Annotated in this window: 18 protein-coding genes; 10 read left to right on the top strand and 8 right to left on the bottom strand. The window is 42.5% G+C overall.

All coding sequences use genetic code 11. The features are described 5' to 3' along the window. Positions 1-46: 46 nt before the first annotated feature. Positions 47-598 (top strand): tyrosine-type recombinase/integrase, encoded by a 552-nt coding sequence (locus tag V5G28_RS14955; RefSeq protein WP_336230841.1) that lies wholly within the window; start codon positions 47-49, stop codon positions 596-598. Between the two features lie 150 nt (positions 599-748). Then, positions 749-3,715, top strand: a complete 2,967-nt coding sequence (locus tag V5G28_RS14950) for a pentapeptide repeat-containing protein (RefSeq protein WP_336230839.1) — start codon at positions 749-751, stop codon at positions 3,713-3,715. Positions 3,716-3,787: 72 nt separating this feature from the next. Here the strand turns inward: V5G28_RS14950 and V5G28_RS14945 are convergent, their stop codons facing one another. Continuing rightward, positions 3,788-4,438: a Cap15 family CBASS effector gene (locus V5G28_RS14945; protein ID WP_336230838.1), complete on the bottom strand. Its 651-nt coding sequence runs from the start codon at positions 4,436-4,438 to the stop codon at positions 3,788-3,790. A gap of 857 nt (positions 4,439-5,295) precedes the next feature. Here V5G28_RS14945 and V5G28_RS14940 point away from each other — a divergent pair. Continuing rightward, a complete protein-coding gene (locus V5G28_RS14940) occupies positions 5,296-6,762 on the top strand; it encodes a hypothetical protein (RefSeq protein WP_336230837.1) in 1,467 nt (488 codons plus the stop codon). 1,192 nt (positions 6,763-7,954) lie between these two features. Then, positions 7,955-8,341 (top strand): hypothetical protein, encoded by a 387-nt coding sequence (locus tag V5G28_RS14935; protein WP_336230835.1) that lies wholly within the window; start codon positions 7,955-7,957, stop codon positions 8,339-8,341. 63 nt (positions 8,342-8,404) lie between these two features. Here V5G28_RS14935 and V5G28_RS14930 read toward each other — a convergent pair whose 3' ends face one another. Then, positions 8,405-8,689: a TRADD-N-associated membrane domain-containing protein gene (locus tag V5G28_RS14930; RefSeq protein ID WP_336230833.1), complete on the bottom strand. Its 285-nt coding sequence runs from the start codon at positions 8,687-8,689 to the stop codon at positions 8,405-8,407. A 167-nt stretch (positions 8,690-8,856) separates the two neighbouring features. Here V5G28_RS14930 and V5G28_RS14925 point away from each other — a divergent pair, with 167 nt between their 5' ends. Both V5G28_RS14925 and V5G28_RS14920 read left to right on the top strand, forming a co-directional pair. Beyond that, positions 8,857-10,677, top strand: coding sequence for a pentapeptide repeat-containing protein (locus V5G28_RS14925; protein WP_336230831.1), 1,821 nt, complete (start codon positions 8,857-8,859; stop codon positions 10,675-10,677). Continuing rightward, the gene (locus tag V5G28_RS14920) at positions 10,674-10,952 is read left to right on the top strand and encodes a pentapeptide repeat-containing protein (RefSeq protein ID WP_336230830.1); all 279 of its coding nucleotides are present in this window, start codon (positions 10,674-10,676) and stop codon (positions 10,950-10,952) included. Before V5G28_RS14925 ends, V5G28_RS14920 begins: the two co-directional genes overlap by 4 nt. Before the next feature lie 54 nt (positions 10,953-11,006). On the opposite strand, the gene V5G28_RS14915 is transcribed toward V5G28_RS14920, so the two are convergent. Further along, positions 11,007-11,405: a hypothetical protein gene (locus V5G28_RS14915; RefSeq protein ID WP_336230828.1), complete on the bottom strand. Its 399-nt coding sequence runs from the start codon at positions 11,403-11,405 to the stop codon at positions 11,007-11,009. Between the two features lie 154 nt (positions 11,406-11,559). On the opposite strand from V5G28_RS14915, the gene V5G28_RS14910 reads away from it, so the two are divergent. The 4 genes from V5G28_RS14910 to V5G28_RS14895 all read left to right on the top strand — a co-directional run bounded on the left by V5G28_RS14910 (position 11,560) and on the right by V5G28_RS14895 (position 15,023). Then, a complete protein-coding gene (locus V5G28_RS14910) occupies positions 11,560-11,748 on the top strand; it encodes a hypothetical protein (RefSeq protein ID WP_336230826.1) in 189 nt (62 codons plus the stop codon). A 132-nt stretch (positions 11,749-11,880) separates the two neighbouring features. Next, positions 11,881-12,045, top strand: a complete 165-nt coding sequence (locus tag V5G28_RS14905; RefSeq protein ID WP_336230824.1) for a hypothetical protein — start codon at positions 11,881-11,883, stop codon at positions 12,043-12,045. Positions 12,046-12,183: 138 nt separating this feature from the next. Next, positions 12,184-14,685, top strand: coding sequence for a VapE domain-containing protein (locus tag V5G28_RS14900; RefSeq protein WP_336230823.1), 2,502 nt, complete (start codon positions 12,184-12,186; stop codon positions 14,683-14,685). 44 nt (positions 14,686-14,729) lie between these two features. Beyond that, positions 14,730-15,023 carry a fertility inhibition FinO-like protein gene (locus V5G28_RS14895; protein ID WP_336230821.1) on the top strand — a complete coding sequence of 98 codons (294 nt, stop codon included), beginning with the start codon at positions 14,730-14,732 and terminating at the stop codon, positions 15,021-15,023. A gap of 31 nt (positions 15,024-15,054) precedes the next feature. Here the strand turns inward: V5G28_RS14895 and V5G28_RS14890 are convergent, their stop codons facing one another. The 5 genes from V5G28_RS14890 to V5G28_RS14870 all read right to left on the bottom strand — a co-directional run. Beyond that, a complete protein-coding gene (locus V5G28_RS14890) occupies positions 15,055-15,453 on the bottom strand; it encodes a hypothetical protein (RefSeq protein WP_336230819.1) in 399 nt (132 codons plus the stop codon). 9 nt (positions 15,454-15,462) lie between these two features. Then, positions 15,463-15,858, bottom strand: coding sequence for a hypothetical protein (locus V5G28_RS14885; RefSeq protein WP_073635828.1), 396 nt, complete (start codon positions 15,856-15,858; stop codon positions 15,463-15,465). Positions 15,859-15,888: 30 nt separating this feature from the next. Then, positions 15,889-16,377: a hypothetical protein gene (locus V5G28_RS14880; protein ID WP_336230817.1), complete on the bottom strand. Its 489-nt coding sequence runs from the start codon at positions 16,375-16,377 to the stop codon at positions 15,889-15,891. A gap of 96 nt (positions 16,378-16,473) precedes the next feature. Continuing rightward, a complete protein-coding gene (locus tag V5G28_RS14875) occupies positions 16,474-16,659 on the bottom strand; it encodes a hypothetical protein (protein ID WP_336230816.1) in 186 nt (61 codons plus the stop codon). Between the two features lie 149 nt (positions 16,660-16,808). Next, a partial coding sequence (locus tag V5G28_RS14870) for a hypothetical protein (RefSeq protein ID WP_336230815.1) occupies positions 16,809-17,010 on the bottom strand: 202 nt, incomplete at its 5' end.

Below are 17,010 nucleotides of genomic sequence, written 5' to 3'. Positions count from 1 at the left end.
AGCTTTTAACGTGTATAGTACTGATATCAGGTAATACTAACCCACAATGAAGGTCAACGGAAACGGACAAGGGAAAATCTTAACCCCGGAAGAATTACGGCTGTTATTTACTGATGGATTGACCAACTCGCGCGATCGCGCTCTATTTGCCATCTGTCTATTTACTGGTTGTCGAGTATCCGAAGCGTTGGGACTTAACACCACGGACATTAAAAGCGGAACGTTAACTTTTAGGAAGTCTACCACCAAAGGGAAACTGAAAACCCGCGTTGTAGATATTCAGCCCGGATTAGCTGCATTTTTGGCGGAGCATCAACCAAAACCGGGAGCATTGTTCCCAGGTAAGCGCGGTATTACTGAACGTCTGACGCGGTTTGCAGCTGAGAAGATTCTGAAAAATGCCTGTAAGCGTGTTGGTTTAGTCGGTGTCAGTACCCATAGCTTTCGGCGAACGGCGTTAACTCAGATGTGTAGCGCTGGTATTCCGTTGCGGCATATCCAAGAAATCAGTGGTCACAACGATTTGGGGACTTTGCAGCGGTATTTGGAAGTGACCCCAGAGCAAAGGAAGAAAGCTGTTTCTGTGATTGGTTTTTAAAAGAAAACTTCTCTCAACCAAAATGTCGGGAAATATTGCTTTCCGGAAGAAGACCATTGGCGTTGGCATCTTGACTGCTGGATTTATGCCAAGTGTTGAATGTCTTAAGAAGAAACAATAATGAGATTTAAGCTCAAAAGTTAACACTCTATGGCAAATCAAAACCATCTTGATAAGTTAAAGGAAGGGATACAGAAAGGGATCGAATATTGGAATTTATGGAGACGGGAAGATTCTACAAGACCTGATTTGAGCGGTGTTGACCTCAACGGTAAAGACCTGAGCAGTGCTAATCTGAGGGGTGCCAACCTGAGCGGTGCCAATCTGAGGGGTGCCAACCTGAGCGTTGCTGACCTGAGCGATGCTGACCTGAACGATGCCGACCTCAGCCGTGCTGACCTGAGTATTGCTGACCTGAGCCGTGCCGACCTTAGGCGTGCTATCCTGAGCGGTGCCAATCTGAGGGGTGCCAACCTGAGCGTTGCTGACCTGAGCGATAAAGACTTAAGCGGTGTTGACCTGAGCGATGCCGACCTCAGCCGTGCTGACCTGAGCTATGCTGACCTGAGCGATGCCGACCTCAGCGGTGCCATCCTCAGCGGTGCCATCCTCAGCGATGCCGACCTCAGCCGTGCTGACCTGAGCGATGCCGACCTCAGCGGTACTGACCTGAGCGATGCTGACCTGAGCGATGCCGACCTCAGCGGTGCCAACCTCAGCCGTGCTGACCTGAGCTATGCTGACCTGAGCGATGCCGACCTCAGCGGTGCCGACCTCAGCGGTGCCAACCTAAGCGGTGCCATCCTAAGCGATGCTAACCTGAAGGATGCAATAATTATTGATGAAAGCACAAAGATTGAGCCCAAATGGTATTTAGTTTGGGAGATTGTTAATCAGGAAGCTAACGGTAAAGATCTGAGCGGTGCCGACCTGAGCGATGCTAACCTGAGCGGTGCTAACCTGAGCCTTGCCGACCTAAGCGGTGCTAACCTGAGCGGTGCTAACCTGAGCGGTGCTAAACTGAGCGATGCCAACCTGAGCCGTGCTGACCTGAGCCGTGCTGACCTGAGCCGTGCCAACCTGAGCGATGCCAACCTGAGCGATGCCGACCTGAGCGATGCCGACCTGAGCGGTGCTAAACTGAGCCATGCCGACCTGGGCGGTTCTAAATTGAGCCATGCCGACCTGAGCGATAAAGACCTAAGCGGTGCCGACCTGAGCTGTGCCGACCTGCTCGGTGCCGACCTGAGCCGTGCTAACCTGAGCTATGCCAACCTGAGCCGTGCTAACCTGAGCTATGCCAACCTGAGCGGTACCAACCTGAGCGATAAAGACCTAAGCGGTGCCGACCTGAGCGGTGCTAACCTGAGCCATGCCAACCTGAGCGGTGCTAACCTGAGCCATGCCGACCTGAGCGATGCCGACCTGAGCGATAAAGACCTAAGCGGTGCCAACCTGAACGGTGCTAACTTGAGCGATGCCGACCTGAGCGGTGCTAACCTGAACGGTGCTAACCTGAGCGATGCCGACCTGAGCGGTGCTAACCTGAACGGTGCCGATTTCAATGATGTTAAAGAGCTAACGACAGCGAACTTAAGTAACACTAATTTTTCTGGAGCTTTAGGAATTGAAGTAAAGAAAATTTTAAAGGAAAGAGAAAATTTACTGAGAAACACACTAGCTCCTATTATTAGAAAGGATTACAAAGATAATGCGGCTGGATTAAATAAACTTACTGAAGGCATTAAACAGTTGATATCGATAGAAAAATCGAAGTTAATGGTGGGAGATAAATTACAAGAATTAATTGAAGCAGCTTTTGTAGTAAGCTTTAAAAAAGAAGAATCAAGGTATCCAAAGTTTAAAATATACGTACCCATAGAACAGAACTGCCTAAATAATTCTTATGGCTGTAAACAAAACTCTAACTTCATGATTAGCTTTAACGATGAAAAAAATCTTGATAAAAATAATGTTGATAAAAATATTGATATTGCTTTGAATCTTGCTACTTTTGCTCGCATCGGTCTTGGTATTCCACACCACTCTGCTCTTCTTATAAAAGAAAAACCAAAAGAATCAGAATCAGAACAACCGATTTTAGTAATTGAGAGAATAATTAAAATAGAAAATAAGGACGAGCTATTTGGAGAATTATTTAATCGCTCAACTACTTTATTTGGACTTTTATTAAGTATTGAAGATCCTGGTCGATTACATATAGTATATCATTTAAAAAATGGTATTACAGTGCCACTAACACTAGTTGAAGGCAAAGTTAGAATAAGTTATGATCCGGTTTTAAATCCTTTAGCAAATACACTTTTTTTTCAAATTGCAAAAAATCTTAGCGCACAAAGAAAATTTATTATTGATAGTGAAAAAAGCGATTTTAATAAAAAATTATATGAGCTAATGAAGATTATTCAGAGAGTTTGGCATCGTATTCTTAAATTAGCTGTTAATTTGGGTCATGGAAGCCAATTTGTTATTATACCAAATGATTTTAGCCCAGAACTAAGGCTTAGTAATTACTTTAATATTGGGCAGTTTACTACACAAAAACCTAATTTAGGAAAATGCATTATAGACTTCTTTGAAGAATACTATACTTATCGAGATTCAGATGATAATTTGAAAAAAAGATTACTTATTAACTATCATCAGTTAGTCAATTCTATAGATTTCATAGCATATTTATCCACTATAGATGGTAGTATTATTTTGGACGATAATTTATCTTTAATTGGTTTTCAAGGAGAAGTTAAAACTAAAGAAGATTTCAAAGAAAAATATTATGAAGTAAAAATAGAGCCTAACTTTGGTGATCCACTGTTTCAACAATCAGATGATCTCGAGATATTATATAAAAAAGATAAATCAAAAGTGAAAGAGTTTTTTTCTAAATCATTAATAAATGACGAAAAATTACAAAAATGGAATTTAGAGGAATTTGGTACAAGGCACCGCTCTGCTGCTAGGCTCTGTACTGCTTCTGAACTAGACCCATTCGTTTTTGTTGTATCGCAAACCGGAGATATTAGAGAATTTACAAACTTAAAAGATAAAAACAATGAAAACTATGTCGGAATTTTTGGACCTTTACGTCCTTTATAAATTTTTGATAATCAAACTAATGCTATTACAAACATAGTTAATCTCTATTTTAGGTTTTTGGTTGCTCCTTAACTACATACTTGCAAGAAAACTGCTTGCTTTTTGCAACGCTTCCTGACGTGTAAGGCACTCATAAGATACACGTTGAAATACCATTTCTCCATAAGTTTGACGACTTCGACTAGTGAAATAGTCACCCTTCAATGTTTTTCTATCAGGACTTAAAACTAGATTAACAATACCCCTATGAGGTTGCATTGTTTCTGGACTGCGTGCTCCTGGTTCGTTCGCGTATTCATATTTCAGCCCTGGTTCTGAAGAGTTCTCTGTATAAACCGCAGCCATTGTTGATTTAGACCTAGATGTTTCAGTTTCCAGCTGCACACTGATTTTTGACCATGTTTGACGAATATATATAATGACTCCACGAGTCTCCGTACCAGTTTGATAAGAAGACCTGATAACCCCAACCCAAGTCCCTCGTAGGTTTGGGATATCTGAGAAACGAATAGGTCCAATTCTTAGTGCCCATATAACTTCATCAAACAATTCGTACAACAAACCGTAAAACCCCATAACAGAAGGTGCATCTAGCCACCAAGGCACCTGTAAATTTAAAACTTTCAATACATAGTTAAGGAGTAATGTTGCTACAACTGCTAAGGCAGCAATCCATAATAAAACCCATTCTCTATCTTTAGCATCTGTAGCATAAGTGTGCATATTACTACTTCCTGTAAAAGGGAATCTTCAAATACTCCGCCTTCGGCTTGAAAAACAAATGCACTAGCGGATTAATCGCTGAAAGCTAATTATATCAATACTTTTAAGCGATTTAGCACACTATGACAGCTTCCCTAGCATTGCGCCTAATAGGCGTAGATCGAAGGTTCGTGCCACCAAGTGCAGCCTATGGGGGATTGAGCCGAGATAGTTGTAAAAAAGTGCCACTTACCTTAGCAGACATAATTTTGAGGGGTTTTGAGGAGCATTAGCAGGGGTAAAAGTGGCGAAGCTGTCACCAGCCGCCATGCAAGCCTTGAAAACCTTACGGGATAAGAATTCCATCAAAAAATTTTTCGGGTTTGAGATGTCGGCGGCATTTGACCTACCAAAATGTTCTCTTTGGGCTGTACCAAATAAACCCTCCCAATTTTTAGAGCCCCCAAGCCTCATAGCTACGTTGTCAAACCGTGTTCCAAATAGCCTAAAGTTCAATTGGTACTGCAAAAACAAGCTTTTTTGGGGGTTTTCGGGTTAAAGAGCAATTTTATTCCTGTAGCTCTTTCACAGCAAGGGTTTTAGCCGTCGCGTGGCGGCTCATGACAAGCTCGCTACTTTTACCCCAAGTAATGAGTGCATTTTTTCTGCGATAAAGATTTTTATCACAAAAATTTGACTGTTTGAAGGCGGTGACTAGAAGCTAAGTGCAGTAAGCATTTTGGGCAAGCGCGTACATTCCTGTTCCATTGCTACTTGCAGGCGGATAGCTGATAACATTCCTGAGAGATTGGCTAGTTTTGAGCCGATTAAGGGACTGCTATAGTATCAGTAGTATTTAAAAAGATGCTTAAACCTTTATGCTTTACTTTAACCCACCTGAGTTGAAAGAGCAAATTGCTAACGCTATAAATGTGTGGGTCAATCAGTTTAATTTTTTAGATACGTTGGTAGACTTAACATATACATTAGAAAGTCCGGTTGATTTAATAGATGACAATTTTGATCCTGCTAAATACTCTAATAAAACAATAGACTCAAAGACTACGCTAGGTGTAGGTCTACCGTATTGGAATGAGATAGTTGCAATGTCCTATCAGGATTTTATTGATTTAGTAGATGAGTTGCAGTCTACAAGATTAATTAAAAATACAATCTATCGCTCAAAGTATCGTTCCTTAATTCGAGTTAAAGCCATAAATGATAGAGCTAGCAGTTTAGTTCATCATATCTATAATGTAAATAATAAGATTTTTCAGTCAAAACCTCAAAATTTAACAAAATTCAAAAAAATCCTAAGAAATGCTGTTTCAAATATAAAGTTAGAACTAGACGATGAATTTATTCAAATTATTAGTAATAATATAAAAAACCAATCTATAAAAAATGAAGAAGAAACTAAAAAACTAAAAGAAGAAATGAAATTTTATAATCAATTTTATGTGTCTAATACTAATATAGATGGTATTAAAGTTTCATATTCTCTAACTAGTGGTTTTACTATTTGTGGAGCAATGTTAGCTCTTGAAGAGAAATTTACTACAGGTTTTTCTTCTGTGGGTAGTGATGTGTTTGTAGAGTTAAAATTTGAGCAGCCAATTTCTGAATCAATAGAAAAAGATATACTTCAAGCATATTTATTTGAGTTAAGTAGCACTTTAGGTATTGATTTTGAAGTTTTTCCTTTTTTTGATAACGATGATATTTGGGTAGATGAAGATGAGTTAAAAACCTATAATACTAGCCATATTCTTCGACCACTGTTACTTGGTAGGAATATGTCTGATGTCCTAGAACTATATAATCAAGCTATTGCATCAATCGACCCTCATGTACAGATTTTATACTTTACTAAAGTTATTGAATATGTTTCTCAAACAGTGATAAAAATGCAGTTCAATGATGCTGTTCGTGCAAAGTTATTAAGCCCACGCGCATTACAACCTGATGCAAATTTTATCTCTGAACTTGAAAAGGTAATTGAAAAACAACAGAGTCGTAGGAAAGATAGAGAAGCGATAAAGGAGACAGTATTGACATGCTGTGAAGCAAGTGAATTAGCTAAAGTTGCCCCGCCATTTCTCAAAAAATTAAAAGCAATCTCTAGTAATAGTAATGAAGAGCAGATATCACAAGCTTTAAGGGCGTTTAGCGCAAGTCTTTACTCTACACGTAATTCAATTGCTCACGCTAAAGCAAATTATATTCCTACAAATGATGAATGCCCCGAACGTGAATTGCTTGCGTTTTCTAATTGTGCAAAGTTAGCTGCACAGCAAGTAATTCGTTGGTACAATTTTAGCTCTGAAATAAATAAATTAAGTTAGCTAAGATTTGAGCATATCAACTAGGTATTAAGCCGAGATCCCAGGGTAAGCTCATCTAATTTGGCGTAAGGCTAGAGAAGCTGCAAAAACGGCAAATTAGCCTGTAAGCACTACTGGGGGAGCTTTTGGGCTTTCTATTCCCAATCACTTTGTTGGTAGGCAAAGTTCCTACTTTAGTTTTGGATCTGGTACTTACCTACTAAATTTTACTTTTCGTCCCTTTAAAATGCTGTCAGGTTGTAGAATCATGTCAGAAAAGTTCCGACACCAGTTTAATTAAGAACTTTCTAAGGGGATATGGCACAAGGTGACACTTTCTCTAGCATTACGCCTACTTACTGGTGCGTTGTATTTTGTCACTTTGCACCTTTAGTTTTGAATTTGTTATCAATACAAAACCCTGGTTTCTATGGTGAAATCAGGGTTTTACGCTTACCTCTAAAGTTTTTGTTATAGGAACTATCTTGTAGCCAATTTGCTACCTTGATTTAATCGGCTACTTGTGTTGTAACGCCGATGCTATCTTGGAGCCCTTTCAATCTAAGCGCTTTTTGCTATTTGTCAAGCGCAGTCATCCAACATTGGGAGAAATTATGTTCAATAAGGCGCACACGAAAAGAAAACCCTCATTCCCCGATGAAAGAATGAGGGTTTTTCCATAACGAGAAACGGTGTGTTTATAATGACCGGGTTCTATCACATAGAAGGCATTGGCTTTGCTATCACTTTAGGCTGCAACAGTTGTAACAAAGAGGAAGCTATTTCAATGTAGGCGGGTTTTGCTATTTGTCAAGTACTGCCCAACCATCCTGCATTCTAGGTTTGAGGGATGACTTTCGTTTTAGTGAGGGTATCTGCTTTTTCTCCCAATCATTCCTGACGCATTTTATCAATAAATTCTATCTCATTTCATCGGATGCTATTGCTGGGATAGGCATTTGGAGAAATGAGATAATAGCGAGAATATTCGCTCTCAGTAACAGCGCTATCTGTACAGGTTCCACCAATAGCATTCAGTAGTGTTATTGCCAGTTATCTTAATTCTGGTTCCGGCTCGAATCATTTTATTGTCATGAATAGCCATCATGGCTCAAAGACTTACTAAACAAAAAACAACCATATATATATATGGTTATTTTTCCATATATATATACGGTATGCTTTTAAAATAGAGCGTAGAACATACACTATTATGAGTGAGAACAAAGGGGTTTACAAAACCAGCAGAAACCGCGATAAAAACGGACAGTGCCCCTTGCCCCAAGGAATATGGAGAGAGAAGAAACTGCGAAGTATGATGCTGAGTGACCACGCTTGGGATACTCTTAAAAAGCTGGGTGATGAGAAAGGAGCCAGCAGAACTGACATCATTGAAGAGTTCACCCGTCAACAGAAAAGTGAGCAGGAAATTGTGGTGAGAGCGCTGAAAAATTTTATTGAGATGGAGCGCGAGTCTTTTGGGGCAAAGCCATCTCAAAAGGGGAAAGAATTTTCTCTGGATACTCGGACTTGGGATGCTTTTAGGAAATTTCTAAAACTAGCGGATATTTCCCCTAGGCAGTTAGGCTTGGATGAATAAGTAGTCTACTTCACTTATAAATATCCACCATATATATATATGGCGGATATTTATAAGTGAATCTTAAGTTTCATCATCTAATTCAGCTAAAATCTTGTCGAGCCTGTCATTACAATCTTTTGCAAATTGGATGCACCGCACACTAGAAACCAATCCTCCAGCAGCGATAACACTTCCTTCTGGAGCTTTATTAAACAGAAGTAGCCCAGAACCTACGAGGCTAATAAAGAAAGATGCTGTAGTTGCAATCATGGCTATGTTAAAGCTGTAACGAGCTTGGCGCAAGCGTTCTTGGGCAATGCTGAATTCTATTGTAGAGTGAGAGTTAGGGATTGGCTTGTTATTCATGGATTTTGCAGAGCAAATAAACTTCATACTTCTAATGTCGAGCCAAATGCTTAAAACCTTGTCTGCACAATGATTTTGTTGTACATCACTTGTGACTCTCTTATGATTGTCTTATGCCCTAGTTTTGATTGCACAAATAATCGCTTCTAAAAAACTCTGGTCAAACCATGACAGACCCTAGCCTTGGCACCAAAAAGAAGAAAGTAACTTACATAGCGTCTCCACAAGGTGTAGAGAGAGCAGAAAATGCTTTGAAAAGGCTAGGATTTGATTCAAAACTCAACTTTGCAAAGTCTCAATTATTAGCTCGCAGTACAGTTACAAAATTTTTTCAGTGTGAACCAATTCAGCTTGATTCATTTAAAAGGATATGTGAGGCACTGAAACTGGATTGGAGCAAAATTGCGAGAATAACAGAAGAAGAACAATCCGAGCGACTAGAGAGAAACGATTGCAGTAGCTCAGATATTCATGAGGAGGTGGAGGCAGTGCAAACACTTCGCCGTCAAGTGACTGTAGTAGATAAACAAAGTCAAACAATTAAAGCAGAAATTATATTAAAAGGTGATATAAATTCAGTTCACAACTTCAAAATTCTTGAATTGATTTTACAAGAATACTCAGGCGACACTATAGAAATTATTGATATTAAAAAAGGTAGCATCCGAATAATCGTAGAAGGTTCTCAAGAGGATATCAAACGGCTTATATCTCAGTTTGAATTAAGAGAACTAACTGAAGTCAGCGGTTATCCTGTTGAGAATATTCAAATTTTAAGCGAAATTTCAGATGATGACGAAAGTAACGAACCTGATGAGAAATGGCGTTTAGTGCAAGAGATTGTCAGTCAGCCAACTAAGGGTCGAAACTTGAGTGGCGCTGACTTGAGCGATGCCGACCTGAGGGGTGCCGACCTGAGCGATGCCGACCTGAGCGATGCCGACCTGAGCAATGCCGACCTGAGCGATGCCGATCTGAGCGATGCCAACCTGAGCGATGCCGACCTGAGCCGTGCCAACCTGAGCCGTGCCAACCTGAGCCGTGCCATCCTGAGCGGTGCCATCCTGAGCGGTGCCAACCTGAGCCGTGCCTATCTCAAGGATGCAACTATTAACGAGGAGACACAGATTGATAGCAACTGGCTTTTAGTTTGGAAGATTGTTAATCAGGCAGCTTTCGGTCGAAATTTAAGTAATGCCAACCTGAGCCGTGCCAACCTGAGGAATGCCAACCTGAGGAATGCCAACCTGAGGAATGCCAACCTGAGGGATGCCGACTTGAGCGGTGCCATCCTGAGCCGTGCCAACCTGAGCGGTGCCATCCTGAGCCGTGCCAACCTGAGCCGTGCCAACCTGAGCGATGCCAACCTGAGCCGTGCCAACCTGAGCCGTGCCAACCTGAGCCGTGCCAACCTGAGTCGTGCCAACCTGAGCGATACCGACCTGAGCGGTGCCAACCTGAGCGATGCCGACCTGAGCGGTGCCAACCTGAGCGGTGCCAACCTGAGCGGTGCCAACCTGAGCCGTGCCTATCTCAAGGATGCAAATATTAACGAGGAAACACAAATTGATAGCAAGTGGCGTTTAGTTTGGGAGATTGTTAATCAGGGAGCTTTCGGTCGAAATTTAAGTAATGCCGACCTGAGGGGTGCCAACCTGAGGAATGCCAACCTGAGGAATGCCATCCTGAGGGATGCCGACTTGAGTGGTGCCATCCTGAGCGGTGCCATCCTGAGCGGTGCCATCCTGAGCGGTGCCATCCTGAGCGGTGCCATCCTGAGCGATGCCAACCTGAGCGGTGCCGACCTGAGCGGTGCCAACCTGAGCGGTGCCAACCTGAGCGATGCCAACCTGAGCGGTGCCAACCTGAGCGGTGCCGACCTGAGGGATGCCAATCTAAGGGATGCCGACCTGAGCGGTGCCGACCTGAACGGTGCCGACCTGAGCGGTGCCGACCTGAGCGGTGCCAACCTGAGCGGTGCCACTTGAGCAGTGCCAACCTGAGCGGTGCCTACCTGAGCGGTGCCAACCTGAGCCGTGCCAACCTGAGCGGTGCCAACCTAAGCGGTGCCGACCTGCGCGGTGCCGACCTAAGCGGTGCCAATCTGAGCGGTGCCTACCTGAGCGGTGCCAATCTAAGCGGTGCTATTGTTGCAAATGCCTTATTTGGAGGGAGTGTAGGTCTTTCAGAGGATATGAAGCGTGACCTAGAGCAGCGAGGGGCAATTTTTGGCGATCGCCCTCCAGTTTTGATTCCAAAATAACCACTTTTCCAGCTACAAAGCTACAAAATTCCGATTTTGTCCGTTTCGGCTCGTCTACTCAATCTCAGTACCCGATTCGGCTAAAAGTTCTTTGATTTGACCTTCCAAGCGTTGCATATCAGCAACAATTTTTCTCCGATGCTCATCGGTTTCGTTCAATCGGGCTTGCAACCGCTGTCTATCAGCATCAACATATTTGAGGTGTGCCGCTTGCAGCTCTTGGAGCTGCTCTAATATTTTCCCAGCAGTTGCTGCTCCTGCACTTGTAATGCTTTTTTCTCCACTGGGATCTCCCCTCTGGCAATCTGAATCAGGAATTGTGTTCTGGTCATCCCCATTTGTTGGGCTTTTACTTGGAGTGCATCCCAATCGGACTGAGTCATCCTTAGGGTAGCGTTGATGGTTTTGTGTGGGGTGTTCATTTTCTAACGGCATATGGATATGAATCTCCACAATTATTGCACGTGCAGTTGACTGAGTCGTTATGCACGTGCAATAAATATTAGCAGAGTGAGTATCACGTGCATACGTGATTTCAAACTCGTACCGCTTTCAAAACGAAAGCACCAGTATTTGTCTTACTGGTGCCATTTTTACTACGAATACTATGACTATAAATCAAACCATTCTAAAACCCTGGGCTGTTTTCCGACTGATTCCCCCGGCTCAACACGTGTGTGTTGAGCGATTCCGCAATCGTAACGATGCAATTGCCTACTCTACCATTCTGAAGCGTCACAACCCTGATTCAGAGTTTCAAGTCGTTTTTGACCAAGAGATTAGGAGGACTTTGTAAGCAACAAGCACCTCACCAAATTAATTTAGTGGCAATGTAAAGAAATATAAACTTCCGGCAAACTGTAATACGAGTACTACCGCTAAAACAATCGATGTTTCATTAAGCTGTAGTACGTTAACAAAGCGCACCGTGGAAAGTCGGTGCGCTTTGCTGCTAAATGTATTATTTAAAGCGCCTTGGTTGGGTGTCTCACCACCGAGCCAAGACGACTTCCGAGATATCGGACATAACGATAAATCGGCGCTTCCTAACCGTTCCCTTGGTTTTGACGGAAGGAAGATAACTCTATTGTAAACAATTAGGGATTTTGCATCCCGTTTGCCAGGAGTATTATGTTGTCTCAAACAAAAACCAAAATGTCAACCCTTACCTACAAAGAAAAGATTCGCTTGGCTATTTATGTCGTAAGCCAAGCGAATAAAAAGTTAAAAAATGAATGCAGATATACTACCACAAATCAGCGTAGCCGCTCCTAGTGGCAATAGATTTCAAAGTTTCGAGCACTTCCAACAGTTTATCCGCAAAGCGTTTATAGATGGCAGTGGTATTGATGCGGAACTGTTTGAGGCTTGTGTAGAATTTCACTCTGATCAGGAATTTGACTACGGCGGCGAAGTCAGCACCCCAATACACGACGCACTAGGGTGGGAGTTCACAAGATTTGGACATAAAGCCAATGACCCACTGTATGCAGCATTCTTGAAAAATGAAGACGGTAGCCTCTGGCAAGCCATTGTCAGCATCTGGGACGAAGAAAGCCAGCGACCTTACAAATATTTCGCCCCACAGGACAACGGCGATAGAACATTTTTACCACCAGTTCCACCATGCATAAGAAAACGAATTGGGCTGAAATACGGCTTAGAAGTGCCAGAAACGGGCAGCTTCTGGGAATGGCTGGAAGATATCGACATTCCCAGACTTGTGACCGAAGGCGGAAAGAAAGGGTTATGCCTACTTTCTCAGGGCTACGTGGGGCTTGCCCTCTACGGTTGCCGCTGTGGAGCGAAAAAAGAAGACGAGCTAGGGAACCAGGTAAGACCCTACCTAATTAAGGACTTACAACGCTTTGCAGTTGAAGAAAGTAAATGGTTGTTTGCTCTTGACCGCGATGAAAAGCATAAAGCGAAATTAAGCGTTGCAGCTGGCAAGAAAAAATTAAGAATTGCTCTAAGTGCTAGTGAATGCGTTAGTGCGGATATCATTTGGAAGCATGAGCAAGGAAAGGGGGTCGATGACTTCGTGGTGAAAAATGGCAGCGGTGATTTTGATGCTGCATATCAAAAAGCAGTTCAAGAACTAGAAAGGGCGCTAGCAAAAGACTCTGTGTCACCGCCAGAGCCAGCCCTGAGCAAGAAAAAGCAACAAGTCAATCTAATAGCCTCACGTTGGGGCGAGAAACTACGGTTTAACGAAATGACACTTAAAGTGGAATTAGACGGTAAACCTTTAGACTTGGATACCTTGTCAGTCCGCATTGCACTAGAATTTAACACTGATATCAGCAATTCAACAGCCAATGAAATAGTACTGTTTTTAAGCAAACAAAAATCTTACTCCCCAGTCAGAGAATATCTGGAACGAGTAGCCGCAGAGTATCCCAATCAAGATTTATCAATATTAGACGGGCTTGCAACTCGTTACTTTGGCACAGAAGAACCACTGCATAATACCTTTATGCGGAAGCACCTTATTGGGCAAGTGATGCGGGTCTTTGAGCCTGGATGCCAACATGATACAGTCCTTGCTTTACAGGGCTTGCAGGGGCTGCAAAAATCGAAATTCTGGAAAACCTTAGCAGTTAACCCCGATTGGTTCGACGATACCATCAACACCGGGAACAACGATAAAGACGAGCGCTTGAAACTGAGACGTTTCTGGTTCTTGGAAATGGCAGAAATTGAATCAATCTTTAAGCGCAAAGAAATTGCCACCTTGCGAGGGTTCCTGACTACCAAGTCTGATAATTTGCGGGTTCCCTATGGGCGTACCGTTGAATCGTTCCCCCGGACATCATGCTTTGTCGCCACAGTTAACCCGTCAGAATTTCTCGTAGATCCAGAGGGACACAGGCGCTTTTGGGTTGTCCCGGTCAAAGTTGACCGCATTCCTGTAGAAAAGCTGAGGCAGGAATTAGACCAACTATGGGCGGCAGCAGTTCATGCTTACCGCGCCGGAGAGACAAATTATTTAACACGAGAGGATGAAATACGCAACGCCCTACTTAACAAACGTTTTGAAGTGGGCGATAGCTGGCAAGAGGTCATCGAGCTTTATCTAGAAACGCTCAAAGAAACGACTGTCACCGGCGTTTTATCAGAATGCCTAAAAATCGAGCTTGGCAGACACGACCGCTCATCTCAGATGCGGGTGGCTGAATGCCTTAAGAGAGCTGGTTGGTACAAAGGGGAAAAGAAAAGGGTCAACGGCAGAGTTACCCCTGTATGGCGCTGTCAACAAAAAATTGAGTCAGGAGTCAACTCAGCACCAGTCTCCAAACCCCTAGATCTAATAGGGATTTCAGATAATAAGTTGACACCTTTAGAAAAAGAAGACCCAATAAAGACCAGTCCATCGAATATCTATATAGATAATTCGTTAACCCAAGACCAAATTCAGGGTATCAACCAAAATCAAAGTATCAACCAAGTTAATCAACCCCTTACTACACCAGCATTTGAGCTAAAAAATGAGGACTTAGATACTTCAAAGAAAGCACCCTCAGATAAACCAAGTGTCCAACCACCCCAAAACCAACCAAAAACGGCTCAACCCGAATTAATCATTAGAGTCGGTGAGAAAGTTGATTACTGTGGCGAGGTGGTGACAATAGCAGGCTGGGAGAATGGAGGGTCTAAGATACAGATTGAATTTTCAACTGGCAGATTCCAGACCGTCAGGAAAGGTGCCTTAAAGCCGCTTAAGAAGAAGTAGCCTTTTTGAGTTGATCCGAGAAATTGAACAGCGGGTTTGTAATTATGACTCAAGGAAAACTAGAAATTGTTGTAAAAATTAACGAACTACCGCAAGCCAAAACCGTGGAAAACGGGTGGCAGCAATTCGAGATTGATTGCGATGGACGCATTATCACCGTCGTCGTCAAACCCAAAATGTGGAAAAAACTAACTGACGCCCAGAGCAGCTTCGCCCAGTGGGTAGCTGCCATTTCTGGAAAGATGGGGGAAGCGACAGAGTTAGGTTTTGTGTTAAAGGAGCCGAACATCCAAACTTTTGAACGCAAACCTAAGCCGGAAGCGGCGGTGGGAACGTAGAACAGCTTTGGGACTGTCTCCAGTCCCAAACCTAATAAAGTTCTTCAACATCTGTATACTTCCAAACAGTCAATCTAATTTGCGTCAACCAATAAGCAGGAATAAAATTGAGTTCATACTCATTTGATAAGTGAGGGAACCTAATCAACATGACTCGATTTAGGGGCATCCTAACAGTGGTTCCGTCTGCTGTTGGTATTCCTAATCCCAAACTTACTCTTTGAATTAAATTCCCCGCAAACCTCCAGTGAGGTTTGGCTGTTTTGGAAGTACAGCGTACAGCCAAAATATGTTCAGTAAATGGTGTAATGAGTTCAAATGCAGGAATAGCAATAAGCAATCCTGTTACTGTTGTTGTGGCAACCCGTTCTTGGTTAAAAGCCATTTTCCAATTCTGGGAATTGTTAAGGTCAAGAACAGGTAATTCCATAAAGTGAAATTAGATATAAATCCGCTTTTTGGGAATGCGTATTGCATCAATATCTTTTCCATAAATCTTTTTCCCCTTGGCAGATTTCAGGGCTGTACCCACCTTGTCAGGGTCACACACAACTCTTAAAGTGGCACCACCTTTAACACGGACGGATAAGTTAATGAATCCAGTGCCTTGCTGCAATTTTAATCCGGTTTCTTTCTTGCCATCATCGCTATCAACATCTTGCAATCCCAAAACATCTAACAAATCTTTGTATTTGTCAGTAGGTGCATTGAAAAGATGCTTTGTGGATTTCACCATAAAAGTGTGATATTTCTTGACATCAGGCGCATTAGAAGCTCCTCCAATGCCATCAGAGCCAATTGGGTTACTACCTTCTATCTGTGGATTGTCTGCCATAAAGCTTTCTCCTTATAAACTTAAAAGTGATTAGGCAAGATAAGGGTTAGCGCTGACTGATATCGTTCCATCAGTCGCTACTGAGAAAGTTATTGGGAATTCGGCGTTAATCGTTGCAATGTTAGTTTCTGTTGCATAACTAAGTTGCACTTTATCTCCAACATCCGGTTGAGATTTCTCAGTATTTTGTAATCTTTGAAAAAGCTCTAAAACTGCTTGTGGTAAAGTAGTCGCTTTTAAATCACCATCAGTCGTAAAAGGAGTACCAAGATAATCTACAGCCGAGAAAGTAACTTTTCCATCATCACTAAAGTCGGCTGATAAAGGTAATGCAGCTTGCACCTGAATAACATTGTCACCAGTAAAAAAGGAGACTGCAATATTATTTGGAAAAGCTTCAGGAGATGCAGCCTGTGCAGCACGTTCAGCGTTTTGTAGCAACAGTGCTGCTTCCATTGCTATGCCTTCTAAGGTGGTTGATTTTAAGGTGCCACCTGCACCTGGATTAAAAGCAGCCATGTATACATCAGATGTAAGGTTTATACCAAGCTAGCTTTGTCGTCCGATATCGTAAAGCAAGATTTGAGTTTTGGTTAGTTGGGACTTAAGCCCCAACTAGGATATCAATACATACCATTTCCCCCCTGTTTTTAAACCGATTAAGTGTCCTTGAAGTATCCGACGCCTAACAGTTTGCGGGTGTATGTACTTAGTTGCCGCGTATTCTGCAATTGGCACGAGTTTATTAAGCTCAGTTGCAGCTTTCCAGTAATTAGCAAGATATGGTGCAGTGACAGTCATGAGTCAATCACAAGGGTGTGGGGTGTGGGGTGTGGTCGGGTAAGAGCGTGGGAGCCAGAGGTACCCATTGGTTCCGAACCTTTCTTGTACGAAAATATAATTTTCTCTTTTCCCCTACACCCTACACCCAACCCCTACACCCTAGTTTGTCATGAAAATCGCACTATCCAATCAGGAATAGTATTTTGTTGACCAGTCGAAAAGAATTTCGCCATTTTAGGGATGACAGTAATTTCTTTTAAAGCTTTCCCTTTACGGATTGTTCCACCTTTTAAGTAAGAATTCGTTAGATACTCCGGACTAATAATCTGTTGACAAGCATTGATGATTTTTCTAGCTTCTGATTGACTG

The organism is Scytonema sp. PRP1 (assembly GCF_036697665.2).
Classification (GTDB): domain Bacteria; phylum Cyanobacteriota; class Cyanobacteriia; order Cyanobacteriales; family Nostocaceae; genus Kalymmatonema; species Kalymmatonema gypsitolerans.
Note: the sequence above shows the minus strand (reverse complement) of the source record. Positions and strands in the feature narration are given on the sequence as shown.

Excerpts from the sequence above, each read along its gene's own strand:
- V5G28_RS14955 (WP_336230841.1), top strand. The coding sequence starts at position 47 with ATGAAGGTCAACGGAAACGGACAAGGGAAAATCTTAACCCCGGAAGAA.
- V5G28_RS14950 (WP_336230839.1), top strand. The coding sequence starts at position 749 with ATGGCAAATCAAAACCATCTTGATAAGTTAAAGGAAGGGATACAGAAA.
- V5G28_RS14945 (WP_336230838.1), bottom strand. The coding sequence starts at position 4,438 with ATGCACACTTATGCTACAGATGCTAAAGATAGAGAATGGGTTTTATTA.
- V5G28_RS14940 (WP_336230837.1), top strand. The coding sequence starts at position 5,296 with ATGCTTTACTTTAACCCACCTGAGTTGAAAGAGCAAATTGCTAACGCT.
- V5G28_RS14935 (WP_336230835.1), top strand. The coding sequence starts at position 7,955 with ATGAGTGAGAACAAAGGGGTTTACAAAACCAGCAGAAACCGCGATAAA.
- V5G28_RS14930 (WP_336230833.1), bottom strand. The coding sequence starts at position 8,689 with ATGAATAACAAGCCAATCCCTAACTCTCACTCTACAATAGAATTCAGC.
- V5G28_RS14925 (WP_336230831.1), top strand. The coding sequence starts at position 8,857 with ATGACAGACCCTAGCCTTGGCACCAAAAAGAAGAAAGTAACTTACATA.
- V5G28_RS14910 (WP_336230826.1), top strand. The coding sequence starts at position 11,560 with ATGACTATAAATCAAACCATTCTAAAACCCTGGGCTGTTTTCCGACTG.
- V5G28_RS14900 (WP_336230823.1), top strand. The coding sequence starts at position 12,184 with ATGAATGCAGATATACTACCACAAATCAGCGTAGCCGCTCCTAGTGGC.
- V5G28_RS14895 (WP_336230821.1), top strand. The coding sequence starts at position 14,730 with ATGACTCAAGGAAAACTAGAAATTGTTGTAAAAATTAACGAACTACCG.
- V5G28_RS14890 (WP_336230819.1), bottom strand. The coding sequence starts at position 15,453 with ATGGAATTACCTGTTCTTGACCTTAACAATTCCCAGAATTGGAAAATG.
- V5G28_RS14885 (WP_073635828.1), bottom strand. The coding sequence starts at position 15,858 with ATGGCAGACAATCCACAGATAGAAGGTAGTAACCCAATTGGCTCTGAT.
- V5G28_RS14880 (WP_336230817.1), bottom strand. The coding sequence starts at position 16,377 with ATGGCTGCTTTTAATCCAGGTGCAGGTGGCACCTTAAAATCAACCACC.
- V5G28_RS14875 (WP_336230816.1), bottom strand. The coding sequence starts at position 16,659 with ATGACTGTCACTGCACCATATCTTGCTAATTACTGGAAAGCTGCAACT.